Origin of the sequence: Microcoleus sp. BM001215392 (genome assembly GCF_036700185.1) — a bacterium.
Lineage (GTDB): Bacteria > Cyanobacteriota > Cyanobacteriia > Cyanobacteriales > Microcoleaceae > Microcoleus.
Genome location: NZ_JAUBOJ010000036.1, coordinates 17,927 through 32,271, shown reverse-complemented (window position 1 = coordinate 32,271; position 14,345 = coordinate 17,927). Strand labels below are relative to the sequence as shown.

Here is a 14,345-nt window from a genome sequence, read left to right as displayed (position 1 = left end):
CGTCCTTTGCGCCTTCGCGGTTAAATCATTCTGATGCAACCGGAAACGATATCACTCCTTGCCCGCGGCCCACTCCCCACACCAAGGGTCACTTAGAAAAGCGGCAAGCCTTTTTCCCGAAGATCCCCGTTTCGGATAAGATTAGATACGCAGCAACCAATGAGGACAGGATGTTATGAGTCAAGACGACATTTTTGCTAGAGTCAAGAAAATCGTGGCAGATCAACTCGAAGTCGATCCGAGCGAAGTCAAGCCCGAAGCCAACTTTGCTAGCGATTTAGGAGCAGACTCCTTAGATACAGTAGAGCTGGTCATGGCCTTGGAAGAAGAGTTTGATATTGAAATTCCCGACGAAGCAGCCGAAGCAATTACCACGGTTCAAGCTTCTGTAGATTTCATCAGCAGTAAACTTGCAGCTCCGAAAGCATAAAATACCTGTCTTTTCCCATAAGAGGAGAAAAGTTAAAAAACTAACAACTCCTCTTTTGTTCTGCGTTCTGGGTGTTTAATTTTTTGAAACTGAAATCATGACAAATAAAGAGCGTAAGCGCGTTGTTATCACGGGTCTCGGCGCGATTACACCGATCGGCAATACCTTGTCCGAATATTGGGACGGGTTGCTGGCTGGGAAGAATGGCATCGGCCCGATCACCTTGTTCGATGCGTCGCGGCACGACTGCCGGATTGCTGGAGAGGTGAAGGGTTACGACCCTCACGAGTATTTAGAGCGCAAGGAAGCAAAGCGGATGGATCGCTTTGCTCAATTTGGGGTATCAGCCAGCAAACAAGCTCTGGCTGACGCGAAGTTTGAGATTAACGACCTGAACGCAGAACAGGTGGGTGTCATTCTTGGCACCGGCATTGGCGGCTTGAAGGTTTTGGAAGACCAGCAAGAGATCTATTTGACTCGCGGCCCCGATCGATGCAGCCCGTTTATGATTCCCATGATGATTGCGAATATGGCCGCAGGCCTGACGGCGATTCAAACGGGCGCCAAGGGGCCAAACTCTTGCACGGTGACAGCCTGTGCGGCCGGGTCGAATGCAGTGGGCGATGCGTTTCGCATGGTTCAGAACGGTTATGCGCAAGCCATGATTTGCGGCGGTACGGAAGCGGCGGTGACACCTTTGTGCGTGGCGGGTTTTGCTGCGGCCAGGGCGCTTTCGACTCGTAACGATGACCCGACTCATGCTTGCCGTCCGTTCGATCGCGATCGCGATGGTTTTGTCGTCGGCGAAGGTGCTGGAATTCTGCTTTTAGAAGAAATGGAACACGCTGTAGCACGAGGGGCCAGGATTTACGCAGAAATCGTCGGCTACGGTTTAACCTGCGATGCGTACCACATGACATCCCCAGTACCGGGGGGCGAAGGTGCATCGCGGGCGATCGCTTTAGCGCTCAAGGATGCGGGTTTGACGCCGGATATGGTGAGCTATATCAACGCTCACGGCACGAGCACGCTTCCCAACGATTCTACGGAAACAAAGGCAATTAAGAAGGTTTTGGGAGAAAGCGCTTACAAAGTAGCAATTAGTTCTACCAAGTCGATGACCGGCCATCTTTTGGGCGGTTCTGGGGGAATTGAGGCTGTAGCGACGGTAATGGCGATCGCCAACGATAAAGTCCCGCCGACAATCAATCTAGAAAATCCCGATCCAGAGTGCGATTTAGATTACATTCCCCATACCAGTCGCGATCTAAAAGTTGATGTGGCGCTGTCGAATTCCTTTGGGTTTGGCGGCCACAACGTGACTCTGGCATTCAAGAAGTTTGTTCCGTAACCCGAAATCGGAAAGTCGCAAGCTAGAAGGTGAAAAATTAGTTTTTCACCTTCTAATTTTTTTAGTTGAATTTTAGGTTGGGTACACTGCGACTAAGAAACCGGGTTTTTCACCCAATCTGCGGGCTACAGCGAATAATTTTCCTAAAAAAACCCGGTTTCTGGCAACCCGTGCGTAAGTCATCAATTTGTTGGTCGTGGCGAGATATGAGTGAGATTACTGCTGAGCAAATACTGCAAATCAAAGCTATTGTCGATCGCTATGAAAACTTTAAATGTGTTGAGTGCGCCACCAATCTCAAAGATTACTTGACAGGTCAAGGAATTCCTGGAAAGCGCATAAAACTCTACACAGGATACGGAAGAGGTCGGAACAGTGGGATTTATGATGATAGCGTACCGGGAGAGGCTATTTCAGTAAATGGTCGTCACGAAGGAATCGCTATTGTTATCAACAACATAGAAATTATTTTTGACAACCATCACCCGGACGGGCTAAACAGAGAGCAATGGATGACAAACCTGCTATTTCATGGTAAGCTATTCAATGATTTACAGTTTATAGTAATAGAAGAAGACTTTTAATAGGAGACTTTTTTATGCTAGCCGAAGTGAATGTTAACAAACTAGATGTTAAATCTGAATACTTCTTTGATTTACTGCAAAGAATCAAACAGAGACCTGGTATGTATTTGGGCAAGTGTTCAATTACCCGCCTGCGCGCATTTTTAGATGGATATGAAACGGCTAGAGCGGAACTTGGGTTTCCCGACACAGAACAACAACAACAACTTGATGGATTTCAAGAGTGGATACAGGAAAGATATAAAATTACGTCAACTCACGGATGGGACAGTATCATTCTCTTCTTTTCAGTTGATGAAAAAGATGCGCTTGATAAATTCTTCAAACTATTAGAAGAATTTCTGAATCAGGCTAAGATTGCTGAGGACAAGCACAATTAGCACAAATCTCTCAAATCCTCACTTCAAAAAAAATATTTCACCTTAATTGTCGGAAGTAATTGCCGAAATCGAATATCGATCGCCCGCTGAGCTAGGATATTTAACAGAAAACGCTTGCACATTTTCCTGATTCAAATTATCAGCGTAATACTGCTTAATTTTGTCAAAAGTCAACTCGCCTTCAGTCAAATCATTTGTATAAGCTGTTTCAAGTTCCCTCATATATCCCCAAGCTGCTCTAAAGCCTTCTGGATCTTTATCAGCCTCAATTTGAACAGATAAAGGATTTCCTGAATCGTTTTCGTAAAGTAAACTGATTGCTCCTTTTCCTGCCCTTTTCCATTCAAAACCAGTAATTTTATCCTTATTAATTTCAATAAAATTTTCGCCGTTTTTGACAATTAAATAGTTTTCTACATCAAAAATTATGGGTGGATCGGAAACTATAGTAAGTTCTCCCCATTCCCCTCTTAAATAGTATTTGTCATCCGCCCTAAAAAATTCGTCTATGTTCCCGCAATCAACGCTACCATCGGGATCTGCAATTCGATCGATGTTGTTCAGAACCAAATCGTAGGTTTGAGGATGGGGGAAATTGACTGTCATCCGCCGATAACAATACTGTTCCCCTGGTAAGGGTTGAGTATATAGAGAGTGATTCTCAGTGAGGACAGCTTCTAAAAGGATTTGTATAGATATTTTAGCATTAATGCTAAGTACATAGCTATCCTCTAAATAAATATTTTCAAATCCCGGAAACTGCCAGTAGTTTAAGCGTTCCATTTTTAAATGTCCCAATCAATAGGAGTATGATTAGCTGGACTTTTTCTATTAACGAGCTTTCCTTGTAGATCGATTCTACTGCCTTTGGGATTTCTCAACTCTACATGAGGATGATTGCTTCTCGGAGCTCTTGGAGTGCCCTGTTTAAGCGTTAACCTAGCTACTCGGTTTTTATCAATATATTTTAACGGGCCATTAGGTGTTTGAGTAGGATGTTATCTCTGTTGTGACTCAGCCCACATTTGAAAGTCGCTGGCTTTTGGATTAATACCAGTTGAGATAGCTTGTATTATTCGTTCCCATGCCATTCGCCCCGCTAGAGTTGCCATACTAATAATTCACCATGAATTAGCCTATTCTCCCGGCACCAACTCCAAGCGATATCGGTACAAAGCCACAGGATGCCCCCCAGCAGCAAAGTAATCCGGGTCTTGCGGCGATAAATAAATTGCTGTCACCTGATCGGCTACAATTTTTTTACTTCCAGAAGATCCATTTTCCCCGCTTCCAAGCACTCGATAAGCTGTGGTTGTTTCCACTTCGTTTAAATAAATATCAGTCTCGCCCCGAAACACCTGCTGAGAAATTTCTGTAGATACAAATTCCTGAGGATTCGGCGTTTCAGTGCCGCGACTGGTGACAATCGAGATTAGTTGGCGAGATCCTTTGAGTATGGTAATCTGGCGGTTGGGATTGTTCGGATCGACTTTCACCGAAAGTACGCCACCGTTGCCTAAATAGGCTTTGGCGATGTTCAAACCGTTAAAAGTGCGATCGGCCACAATCTTCTTAGCTACCTTATATCTATAATTAGAAAAAAGACCAGTATTGATTTCCGGTTGAAATCGAACTTGAAATAATACCGGCTGCTGCAAATACTGGCGGTTGCTTTCAAACCCGGGTGTGATAATATTGGGCGCTAAAGGCGCGGCTAAATCCACCAAAGTGCTCGCAACATTCCAACTTCCGGCCATCCAGTCTGGGTACACCAAATCTCCCTTAGCTACGGCGATGGGAGGCTTGCTATCCCAATCGGGAAAACTGGAAATGCGATCGCCCAAAACCCCCGCCCTAGCACCGCCACCCCACAGCAAGACAAGCAAAACCAGACAAAAACCCCAAATTACCTTCATACCAAATTACATTCAAACATCTAACTTTCTATTTCTCTCTAATTCGTTTGTAGTCAGGACTTCAGTCCTTCTTTTTGCGGACTGAAGTCCGAACGATCGAAGGTTTTTAGTGAGGAATGCAAGTCTTTCTTTTTGCGGACTGAATTCCTCACTAAAAACCTTTTTTAATGAAGATTTCTGTCCTGATTTTTGCGGACTGAAGTCCTCACTACAAACCTTTTTTATTGTTTGTTAGTTTTAAATGGCATCAACAGGTTCAGGTTCCCAAACCTCGCCGTATTTTTCCTTCAATTCGTGCCAATTTTCCACTTGTCCAGGTTCATATTCCCCCGGTTTCCCCCACTGCAAAAACGCGCTCAACGCAGCATCATTTTGCTCGTCGAGGAAACGAATTGCATAGGTTGTAAAATTGCCTCTTTTTGCCTCGCCTGTCTCGAATTTCACCTGTTTAATTTTGTCCATATTTAGGTGAAACTCAAATATTTCGGCGTGCATATTTGCATATTTTCCCTTGGGCAACTCTGCATAAAACAGCTTGTGAATTGAACCGCGCACTTCCAGTACAGCGGCGCTGCTAGTCACGATCAAACGCAGCGTTCCCAATTTTTCGCAAGCTTCTAAGAATTCTTTGAGATTAGGCATAATTTAATTTGGGAATTGGGAATTGGGAATTGGGAATTGGTAATTGGGAATTGGGAATTGGTAATAACAACCCAAAACACCAAATAACTAATGACTAATGACAACTGCCCACTGACAACTGTCAACTGCCCACTGTCAACTGTCAACTGTCAACTGACTATTTTTCATGTAGTTCGTAAGCTGCAACAATCCGCTGTACTAGCGGGTGTCTCACCACATCTGACTGATTGAATTCACAGAAAGCAATACCTTCAACGTTACCCAGAATTTTTTGAGCAACTGACAAGCCTGACTGTTGGTGTGCCGGCAAATCTGTTTGAGTGATATCGCCGGTCACTACCATTTTTGAGCGAAAGCCCAGACGAGTCAATACCATTTTCATCTGAGCAGGCGTTGTATTTTGAGCTTCGTCTAAAATTACGAAAGCATTGCTGAGAGTGCGCCCTCGCATATAAGCTAAAGGAGCTACTTCGATCAAGCCTCTTTCCATTAAATCGGCCATTTTTTCGGGGTCGATTATTTCTTGGAGGGCGTCGTAAAGCGGGCGCAAATAGGGATCGACTTTTTGCTGCAAATCTCCAGGCAAAAATCCTAATTTTTCGCCTGCTTCTACGGCTGGCCTGGTTAAAATTAGCTTTTCGTACTGCTTGCTTAACAGTGCTTGCACTGCGAAAATAGCTGCTAGAAATGTTTTGCCAGTACCAGCCGGGCCGATGCAAAATGTTAAGTCGTGGGTGCGTACTGCTTGGACGTACTGGCGCTGCTTGAAGGTTTTAGCACGAATTTCTTCGCCGCGGCGGGTTTTGGCGAGTACGTCTCGCTGCAAGTCTTGCAAATCTTCTTGGCGGTTGGTATCCAATGCGTAGCGTGCCGTTTGGATTTCTACTCCGGTGATGGTTTTGCCCGATTTCCAATAGTCGGAGAGCGATCGCACTAATTTATGACACAATTCTACTTGAGTTTTTGTGCCTGAAATCAGCAGTTCTTGACCTCGCATTACCAGGTTAGCACCGGTTTGCTTAGAAATAATTTTCAAGTTTTCTTCTTGATTTCCAGCCAGCGACATGGCGCTTTGAGTGTTCGGTAACTCTATCGTTAGTTTTTCAGTCATGCCAACATGAGCTCCTCCAAGTAAGCAATTAAAAGTTAACACTTAAACCCTAGACTTGCATTGCATTCCCAAGCTCGCCATTCTTGAAATTATCTGGGCTGCATTGTCTGTTGTATCTGCCTGAAATCTGGGGTTTAGGCACTCATCAAAGATTTATGCAAGAAATCTCCTTAAATTAGCCTCTTTTGCGAACAAAAAGACGCCCCGTACTAGCTTTTACCTAGTATCTAAGGCGTCTTTGCTATTTAAATCGCAAATGAATTTGGTGCTTGGGGCACAAATCAAATCTCCCTTCTATGAAGTCAGGCAACTTTAGATTTTAGATTTTAGATTTTTCGACTTCGGTCTTGGAACAAGTTTTAGATTTTAGATTTTAGATTTACCTCATTGGGCTGAGATTAGAGCTTTTTAATTTTACATTTGTGTCCGATCGCCTTGGAGGCTGTTCTCAAATCAAACGTAGCTTGTAATACAAAGTCTACAACAGGCAATCTAAAATCTAAAATTGTTGCTGAGTTTAGCAGTTAATAACCCGGAGTATTTCTGCTCGTTCTAAACGTAGGTGTGTTAGTACGGCGAGGTTGTTCTCTGGGAGTTCTGCTAGCTAAGGGACTCGGCGACGGAGGCGGCGTCCGGGGTCGGAAATCGCCTCGCGGCTCGCGGGTACCGCGGTCTTGGCGGTCGCGATCGCGGTCTCGATCGCCCCTAGGTGGGCCGGAGCCGCGATCGCCCGCTTCACCATCATATATATCTAAGTAGAGCGACTGACCGGCCGTTTGCGCCACCGCTTCGAGGGTAGTTCTAATTGCCTGAATATTGCGTCCGCCCCTACCGTAAACCCGCCCTTTGTCGGGTTCTTCAAAAGCGAGCCGAACCCAGACCCGGGATTGGCGCGGGTGCAGTTCGCAATCTACCCGCAAAGACCCGGGCGACTCTAAAAAAGGCCCAATTAAAAACTTAACCAGTCCAGCGTAATTGGGACTAGCTGACTGCTGCTGTGCTGGATTCAACGTTGGCTCCGGCTCCGACTTGTTCAAATACATTGGCTTTTCTCAGGATGTCACGCACGGTGTCAGTTGGCTGAGCGCCTTCTTGGAGGCGCTTGACAATCGCTGGAACATCCAGCCTGGTTTCGTTATTTCTGGGGTTGTAGAAGCCGAGTTCTTCTAGGGGACGGCCGTCGCGGCGGGTGGAGCTGTTCATCGCTACAATCCGGTAGCTGGTCTCGCGTTTTTTTCCGTATCTCTTCAATCGCAGTTTGATCATCTTCTTGCACAATAGTCCTATTCTAATTGTGACATACTCTATGCGCGAAATCTCATATTATGCTGTGGGGCATCGGGCAAAGAGGGCATCGAGCAAAGAGGGCATCGGGTCTAAAAGCATTAATCTGACAACTGCCAACTGTCAACTGTCAACTGTCAACTGTCACAGGTCAACTGACGTTAACCTCCCAGCAAAATATCGCTGCGATTTGCTGCCCCCAAAGCAGGTCTAGCCCCGTCAATATGCGGTGTAATTGCTAAGGGTACGGCCGGTGCAGTTCCCCACTGCTGCACCAATTTTTGCAAAAATATATCTTGTTGCACTCTCAAAGAGTCCCAATCGGTGCCGCGATTAATAATTGCAAACCAAACTAAACCCCGATCGCGCGTGGGTATGGCTCCGGCCAAAGCAATCACCGTGTCCAAAGTACCGGTTTTCACCACAGCCGACGGCGGAATGTGGCGGTGTTCCACAGTTCCTCGATCGCGCCCGGACACCGGAAACAAGTCAGCAACCGTCAGCCCAGTAGTTTGAAGGTTGCGCGCGATCCCCTGCATCATCCCGCAAGCAGCCCTCGGAGACATCCGATTTTCCACCCCCAAACCAGAACCGTTGACTAATTGTAGTTCCGCCGCCGGCACTCCCGCCGCCCAAGTCGCTTGCTGCTGGACTATTTTATGCCCGCCCAAATTGTCGGCGAGCATCTGAGCGATTTCATTGTCGCTGTGGACGTTCATCTGTTTGAGGATTTCGGCTAAAGGGAGCGATCGGCGCTTCAGCAGCAAACGCCCCTCCCGGGCAAATTTTTCAGCGATCGCGCTGCCGGCCACCGTTACCTGCGGCTTTCTAGTTCCCGGAGCCATCTTAGAATACATTACCTGCACGTCTCGCGGCCAACTGCGACTGTCGATCGCCTGCCGCAAGATATCCCCAGCAGCCACAGGATCGGACTGGTAATTCATGCGGAAATTGCCTGTTACCACCAAATTCCCCGCCACGCGATCGATACCCATTTGATTGAGAGCATTGCCCACGGCGATCGCCTCTTCCCAGACAAACAGCGGATCGCCGCCACCGCTGACCACCAAATCCCCTTGTAAAACACCATTTCTAATCGGCCCGGTTCCCCGGAACCGCGTTTCAAACTGATAATCAGCGCCCCAAGTTTCCAGCGACGCTAGGGAAGTGGCAATCTTAGTCAGCGAAGCCCCCGGCATCAACACCGTCCCCTGCTGACTCACCAGCGGCACCATTCCGGCTTGCACCCAAACTCCCTGATTTCCCTCAATCAGATGCTTCTCCTTCAAATCTTTTAAATATGCCTCAACCGCCGCTGATGTCGGCAAGTCGCGATTTGCCGCATTTATTCCCCCAAAAGCCATATCTTCGGCCATAACTAGCCCGGGTATCCCTCCCCGCCAAGCTAGCAGGGACAAGGCGTTGGGGGCAGCACTGCCTACAAGAGCCATGTCCAGCCACAGAGACATGATTCCCGAGCTAAATAAATCCAGCATTTTTTACTCCTAAGTCAGTCAATCGATTTGAGATTTTAGATTTGAGAATTACTCCACACTTCAATCTGGGAGCAGGAACTAGGATCTAAAATTTTGGGTTTCCCGACGAGTGTCGGAAAGCTAGTACCCGTTTTTGGGCGGGTCATGTAAACTATTCCGTTGAGTTTTTCAATGGGCAGTCAAAAATAGTAAAGTAGGGACAAACTGATTCATTTACGCTTAACATTTCTCAACATAGCTTTGCAATGCTGGAGATGTAACCATAGCAATTCCGTCATTGCTGACAGAACAGGTCGAATCCGACAAAGCACGTAACAGGATATTACGTGCGCCGTTCAAATCTCGTCCAATTACCGTTTGGCAATTCGGACACTTGAACACTTTAGAGCCACCAAGTTTTCGATGGACATGACCACAATTTCCACAAGTCTTAGACGTATAGGCTTCTGACACATCAACAACAATCGAGCCATTTTTGTCAGCTTGATGCTTGATGATTTGCTTGAAGCGATAAGGCGCCCATGTCAACATCTGACGTACTGACTTCTTATTAATCTTGCGCTTGGCACGTTTGACCATTTGAGATGTTTCAAAAGTTGGCAGAAAAATAACTTGATAATTCGTGGTTAGAAAATGTGCAGCTTTTTTGTGAAGTTCGTCAACAAGATTTTGAATCTTGTTTCTGATTCTGACCGCAGCTTTTATCATGGCTCTTGTTTGCTTGGCAGAAACTTTAGTCATTTTTCCAATTAACTCGTCAAGATATTGACACAGGCGGGTGATTCTTCCGATATCTCCACTACCAATTTCAATTACTTTTTCGGAGTCATACCCTGTCAGAAATATTCTAATACCAGGATCTAAGGCAATTACCGAGTTATAGCCAGATGGTTTTGAGTTGTATTCTTCAGGGAAAATAGCGAACCAATTACCGCGATGTAGAACTAGCTGAGTACCATACTTACAAGATACTGGGACGGGTTCAGAAGCTGTGAAGCTTAGCCCTTTAACGTAGAATTTAAACCACATCCCATTTCTGAAGTTGGAATCGTTGAATTTGATCGTAGAGCGAGGATTGCGAATGCTTCGATATTTGGCATCCAGACTGGCAGAATATGCTCGGTGAGCATCAAAAATAGCATTTTGCCTCAGATGACATGGTGTATCTTTTACCCACTTCGGTAAATCTGATTGCATAATCTTGTTACGCAACTTTAGCTTACTTAGACGACTTTTCTTTTGTTGAGATATTGCCTGGTTGTAGCAATATCGTGCCGCTGCCATCCACGCTTTCCAAATCTTTGCTAGTGCTGGCTCTGGGTAAATCTGAATCTTCCTTGATTTGAGTTTGATATTTTCTAAGTCCGTAGAGTCGGCAGGAAAAGACGTGAATAATGGCAAGCACGTCTTCGAGCATTTCTCGTTCTGGAGAAAGGTTGTCTTGGTTGAGAACCACGAGCTTTGTTCGATCGAGCTAACAGAGCCATTCAAGGAGTTCAAAGCCAAATCTGCCTCTGTCTTGGTGGGTAACAACAACAGAGCCGACATTGCCTGTACGGAAGGTTTCCAGAACGGATCTAAGTCCTTTCCTTTGGAAGTTAAGCCCAGAGGCAATGTCGGTAATGAGTTCGGCTGATGGATAGAGTTCCAGTAGTTTTGCAATTTGTCGGTCAAGGTCAGCTTTTTGCAATCTACTGGAGACTCTGGCGTACAGGATGGTTCTAAGGTTGGTTGTCTGGCGTCCGGCATAAGAGTTGATTGAGTATCGTCGTTGACCGGCGGGTGTGCCAATAGCCTTGATTGTGCCATCCTTTTCCCATAGTCTAAGCGTGTGCAGGCAAACTCCAAAATGTTCGGCTGCTGGTCTTGGGGTTGAGTAGTTATCCAATGGTGAATAATGCTGACTACTTTTCTCGCCGATCGCATAATCCAGGAAATTTAATTAAAATTCAGCAAATCAGCCTACAGGACTTATAGCCTTTTTCAGAAAGATGAGGTATGCCAAGATATGCTGGAACCTTTGCAGTGTAAAGCTTTTTACGTCAAGATTTGTACCTCGTGAATGTGAGAAAGGCTATAACTCTATCAGAGTAGTCCGAAATAGCGATCGTCCGATCGAGCGCGAGCAGATTTTAGTTATTTCTTGGCAGTTGTCGGTTCACGCGGACGGGGCGCCACAAACGGTTACCATGTCCGCGACGCCATTGGTAGACGAGCCCAAAATTTTAGACTAAGAGTTCCTGCTCCCAGATTCACTGCTCGATCGCAAATCAATCTCAAATCCTGCTCCGAGATCGCTCGTCCTGGGTAGAAAATCTAAAATCTCAAATCGACTGACTTCCTGGTAGAATTTTTAGTGTTTCTCAAACATTGGTCAATGGGATCGACACGCGCAAGAATTGCAATAGACGCTATGGGTGGGGATCACGCCCCCGCCGAAGTTGTAGCTGGAGCGCTTAAGGCACAAGAAGAATTAGGCGTAGAGATTTTGCTGGTGGGCGACCCGCAGCAAATAGAAGATTCGCTACGTCTTCAAGACGCGATCGGCCGCGTCTCTACAGGTCAGCTAGAAATCGTTCCTTCTGAAGGAACGGTGGAAATGCACGAAGAACCTCTCAGTGCCCTCAAACGCAAACCCAAGGCTTCGATTAACGTAGCCATGAACTTGGTGAAGCAGCAGCAAGCTGATGCTGTTGTGTCCGCAGGTCACTCCGGCGCGGCCATGGCTGCGGCTTTGTTGAGGTTGGGGCGGCTCCCCGGAATCGATCGCCCGGCGATCGGTGCAGTTTTGCCAACAATGGTACCGGGAACCTCTGTACTCATTCTCGATGTCGGCGCTAATGTGGACTGCCGCCCCAAATTTTTGGAGCAGTTCGCTCTGATGGGAACTATTTACAGCCAGTGCGTGCTGGGCGTGGCCGAACCAAAAATCGGTCTGCTCAACATTGGCGAAGAACCTTCTAAAGGCAACGACGCAGCGGTGCGCACCCACCAGTTATTGGTGGACAACCCGAATATTCCTTTTGTGGGCAATGCCGAAGGCCGCGACGTGCTGTCGGGAAACTTCGACGTGATTGTCTGCGACGGGTTTGTCGGTAACGTATTGTTGAAGTTTGCCGAAGCGGTGGGCGAAGTCGTGGTGCAAGTGCTCAAGGAAGAATTGGCCGCCGGACTCAAAAATCAAATTAGCGCTCCCCTGCTGCAAGAAAGCCTCAAAGGGTTCAAACAGCGGGTAGACCACGTTGAACACGGCGGCGGTTTGCTGTTGGGCGTTGCTGGAGTTTGCATTATCAGCCACGGTTCGTCTCAATCCGCCTCGATTTTTAATGCCATTCGTTTGGCAAAAGGGGCCATTGACAACCAAGTGCTGGAGCGAATTCGATCGTCCAATCGCGAAAGCGCTCTAGAACAAGAAGCTGTCAATTAAAGGTATTCAGTTGACGGTTGACAGTTGACGGTTGACAGTTGACGCCTTGCCCGAAAAGCAAGCCAGAAGGGTTGACAGTTGATTGCGACCTCGACTTGGAAGTCCGAGGATTGGAGTAATGAATAGTCTTCTTTTAATTTCTCCCGATCGAGGCTCCGGCTTTAAACCAATTATTTCTAGTAAGTAGGAATTAAAAATTAAAAATTAAAAATTAAAAATGTCAGTTTAAACAGCTTACTTTGCTTGAAAAAAAGTAATTTCAGCAGTTTAAAAAAGAGTTTAAGTTTGAAGTTTTTAATTTTTAATTTCTCGACCGAACAGCGAGTAAATGGAGAGGAATGTTGCAGCAATCAGGGTTCGGCATAGCCGTTACGGGTAGCGGGTCTTGTACACCGCAGGTTTCGCTGGATAATAACGGTTTGAGTCAGATAGTAGAAACGAATGACGAGTGGATAGCGGGGCGGACGGGCATTCGCGAACGCCGGCTGGCGGACGATCGCACTTCTTTGTGCGATTTGGCGTCCGAGGCATCCCGAAAGGCGATAGAAATGGCAGAAATTGCGCCCACAGATATCGATTTGATTATTTTGGCCACATCGAGCACTGACGATTTGTTCGGCACTGCCTGCAAAATTCAATATCAGTTGGGCGCGACAAAAGCTGTGGCTTTCGATTTGACAGCAGCTTGTTCGGGCTTTGTGTTTGGGTTGGTGACAGCCTCGCAGTTCATTCGGACAGGGGTTTATCAAAACGTGTTGCTGATCGGAGCAGATATTTTATCTCGGTGGGTAAACTGGTCGGATCGGGGTACTTGCATTTTATTTGGAGACGGTGCAGGTGCGGTGATATTGCAAGCCTCAGAAGTCGATAAATTTTTGGGATTTGAAATTCGCAGCGACGGCACGCAAAATTCGTCTCTGAGTTTAGCTTACAAAGCCGAGTCAAAAAAATTAATTGAGGGCGTGAATATCGGACAAGGTGGATTTGAGCCGATCGCGATGAACGGTCAAGAAATCTATCGTTTTGCTGTAAAAAAAGTGCCAGAAGTCATTGAAAAAGCAATGTTTCGGGCAAATATCAGCGCCGCCGAAATTGACTGGCTGCTGTTGCACCAAGCTAATGGGCGGATTCTCGATGCAGTTGCTCAAAGGCTGAAGATTCCTCCAGAAAAAGTAATCAGCAATTTAGCAAATTACGGCAATACTTCAGCAGCTTCAATTCCCCTAGCCCTAGACGAAGCCGTGCGTCAGGGCAAAGTTAAACCGGGCGACACTATTGCTGCGGCTGGTTTTGGCGCAGGTTTGAGTTGGGGGGCGGCAATTTTTCAATGGGGAAGGTAAGACCATTTTAGATTGGGTATTGGCGATTTTCGAGGAAGAATCACTGCTTCAGCTCGCGATCGAGATTGCGGGCTAGCCGTTTCATTATTTTGGGAGACTCGTGCAATATTTGGCGGCTTGAAACTTGCCAAGGCTAATTGTCCCGACTGCGACCATGGAAAAATAAAAATCCTTTAACACGCCATACACACCCTAAAGTGTGGATAAATGCGTGTATCCTCCGACAATAACTCTGGACAAGCGCGGGCTTGCAGATTGAAAATCCTCTATTTTTTGGTTTAATTTGGGCAGCTTGAATGTTGAAAATCGTGCTGCTGCTATCGATCTCAATTAAAGTAGCAACAAAAAATATAAACCTAGTAAAAAGCGCAGTCATATGTTACG

The 14,345-nt window shown here is 46.4% G+C and carries 14 protein-coding genes and 1 pseudogene; 6 read left to right on the top strand and 9 right to left on the bottom strand.

Features of this window, described 5'->3' with window-relative positions:
• The first annotated feature begins 175 nt into the window (after window positions 1–175).
• The 4 genes from acpP to QT974_RS06710 all read left to right on the top strand — a co-directional run bounded on the left by acpP (window position 176) and on the right by QT974_RS06710 (window position 2,745).
• On the top strand, window positions 176–430 hold the full coding sequence (gene acpP, locus QT974_RS06725; RefSeq protein WP_333467745.1) for an acyl carrier protein: 255 nt from the start codon (window positions 176–178) through the stop codon (window positions 428–430).
• A gap of 97 nt (window positions 431–527) precedes the next feature.
• A complete protein-coding gene (gene fabF / locus QT974_RS06720) occupies window positions 528–1,781 on the top strand; it encodes a beta-ketoacyl-ACP synthase II (RefSeq protein WP_333467744.1) in 1,254 nt (417 codons plus the stop codon).
• A gap of 206 nt (window positions 1,782–1,987) precedes the next feature.
• A complete protein-coding gene (locus QT974_RS06715) occupies window positions 1,988–2,365 on the top strand; it encodes a papain fold toxin domain-containing protein (RefSeq protein ID WP_333467743.1) in 378 nt (125 codons plus the stop codon).
• Window positions 2,366–2,379: 14 nt separating this feature from the next.
• Window positions 2,380–2,745 carry a hypothetical protein gene (locus QT974_RS06710; protein WP_333467742.1) on the top strand — a complete coding sequence of 122 codons (366 nt, stop codon included), beginning with the start codon at window positions 2,380–2,382 and terminating at the stop codon, window positions 2,743–2,745.
• 42 nt (window positions 2,746–2,787) lie between these two features.
• Here QT974_RS06710 and QT974_RS06705 read toward each other — a convergent pair whose 3' ends face one another.
• The 9 genes and pseudogenes from QT974_RS06705 to QT974_RS06665 form a co-directional block, all read right to left on the bottom strand.
• The gene (locus QT974_RS06705; RefSeq protein WP_333467741.1) at window positions 2,788–3,528 is read right to left on the bottom strand and encodes a hypothetical protein; all 741 of its coding nucleotides are present in this window, start codon (window positions 3,526–3,528) and stop codon (window positions 2,788–2,790) included.
• Between the two features lie 353 nt (window positions 3,529–3,881).
• Complete coding sequence (locus tag QT974_RS06700) at window positions 3,882–4,661, bottom strand: DUF6816 family protein (RefSeq protein WP_333467740.1); 780 nt, start codon at window positions 4,659–4,661, stop codon at window positions 3,882–3,884.
• A 237-nt stretch (window positions 4,662–4,898) separates the two neighbouring features.
• Window positions 4,899–5,303: a ChuX/HutX family heme-like substrate-binding protein gene (locus QT974_RS06695; protein ID WP_333467739.1), complete on the bottom strand. Its 405-nt coding sequence runs from the start codon at window positions 5,301–5,303 to the stop codon at window positions 4,899–4,901.
• A gap of 157 nt (window positions 5,304–5,460) precedes the next feature.
• Window positions 5,461–6,414 (bottom strand): PhoH family protein, encoded by a 954-nt coding sequence (locus tag QT974_RS06690; protein ID WP_333467738.1) that lies wholly within the window; start codon window positions 6,412–6,414, stop codon window positions 5,461–5,463.
• Window positions 6,415–6,938: 524 nt separating this feature from the next.
• Window positions 6,939–7,424, bottom strand: coding sequence for a KH domain-containing protein (locus QT974_RS06685; RefSeq protein ID WP_333467737.1), 486 nt, complete (start codon window positions 7,422–7,424; stop codon window positions 6,939–6,941).
• Window positions 7,396–7,680, bottom strand: a complete 285-nt coding sequence (rpsP, locus tag QT974_RS06680) for a 30S ribosomal protein S16 (RefSeq protein ID WP_293157400.1) — start codon at window positions 7,678–7,680, stop codon at window positions 7,396–7,398. The genes QT974_RS06685 and rpsP overlap by 29 nt, the downstream gene beginning before the upstream one ends.
• A 179-nt stretch (window positions 7,681–7,859) precedes the next feature.
• The gene (locus tag QT974_RS06675; RefSeq protein ID WP_333467736.1) at window positions 7,860–9,194 is read right to left on the bottom strand and encodes a D-alanyl-D-alanine carboxypeptidase; all 1,335 of its coding nucleotides are present in this window, start codon (window positions 9,192–9,194) and stop codon (window positions 7,860–7,862) included.
• 219 nt (window positions 9,195–9,413) lie between these two features.
• Window positions 9,414–10,595 (bottom strand): RNA-guided endonuclease InsQ/TnpB family protein, encoded by a 1,182-nt coding sequence (locus QT974_RS06670; protein ID WP_442933159.1) that lies wholly within the window; start codon window positions 10,593–10,595, stop codon window positions 9,414–9,416.
• Window positions 10,504–11,082: pseudogene (locus tag QT974_RS06665) on the bottom strand (IS607 family transposase); the annotation flags it as partial. The pseudogene QT974_RS06665 and the gene QT974_RS06670, both read right to left, overlap by 92 nt.
• A 489-nt stretch (window positions 11,083–11,571) precedes the next feature.
• Here QT974_RS06665 and plsX point away from each other — a divergent pair.
• Window positions 11,572–12,621, top strand: a complete 1,050-nt coding sequence (plsX, locus tag QT974_RS06660; RefSeq protein ID WP_333467735.1) for a phosphate acyltransferase PlsX — start codon at window positions 11,572–11,574, stop codon at window positions 12,619–12,621.
• Between the two features lie 338 nt (window positions 12,622–12,959).
• The gene (locus QT974_RS06655; protein WP_333467734.1) at window positions 12,960–13,961 is read left to right on the top strand and encodes a beta-ketoacyl-ACP synthase III; all 1,002 of its coding nucleotides are present in this window, start codon (window positions 12,960–12,962) and stop codon (window positions 13,959–13,961) included.
• The last annotated feature ends 384 nt before the right edge of the window (window positions 13,962–14,345 follow it).

Bases quoted from the DNA above. Each gene is read 5' to 3' on its own strand.
- acpP (WP_333467745.1), top strand. From the start codon at position 176: ATGAGTCAAGACGACATTTTTGCTAGAGTCAAGAAAATCGTGGCAGAT.
- QT974_RS06710 (WP_333467742.1), top strand. From the start codon at position 2,380: ATGCTAGCCGAAGTGAATGTTAACAAACTAGATGTTAAATCTGAATAC.
- rpsP (WP_293157400.1), bottom strand. From the start codon at position 7,680: ATGATCAAACTGCGATTGAAGAGATACGGAAAAAAACGCGAGACCAGC.
- QT974_RS06675 (WP_333467736.1), bottom strand. From the start codon at position 9,194: ATGCTGGATTTATTTAGCTCGGGAATCATGTCTCTGTGGCTGGACATG.
- QT974_RS06700 (WP_333467740.1), bottom strand. From the start codon at position 4,661: ATGAAGGTAATTTGGGGTTTTTGTCTGGTTTTGCTTGTCTTGCTGTGG.
- QT974_RS06715 (WP_333467743.1), top strand. From the start codon at position 1,988: ATGAGTGAGATTACTGCTGAGCAAATACTGCAAATCAAAGCTATTGTC.
- QT974_RS06705 (WP_333467741.1), bottom strand. From the start codon at position 3,528: ATGGAACGCTTAAACTACTGGCAGTTTCCGGGATTTGAAAATATTTAT.
- QT974_RS06690 (WP_333467738.1), bottom strand. From the start codon at position 6,414: ATGACTGAAAAACTAACGATAGAGTTACCGAACACTCAAAGCGCCATG.
- QT974_RS06655 (WP_333467734.1), top strand. From the start codon at position 12,960: ATGTTGCAGCAATCAGGGTTCGGCATAGCCGTTACGGGTAGCGGGTCT.
- plsX (WP_333467735.1), top strand. From the start codon at position 11,572: ATGGGATCGACACGCGCAAGAATTGCAATAGACGCTATGGGTGGGGAT.
- QT974_RS06695 (WP_333467739.1), bottom strand. From the start codon at position 5,303: ATGCCTAATCTCAAAGAATTCTTAGAAGCTTGCGAAAAATTGGGAACG.
- fabF (WP_333467744.1), top strand. From the start codon at position 528: ATGACAAATAAAGAGCGTAAGCGCGTTGTTATCACGGGTCTCGGCGCG.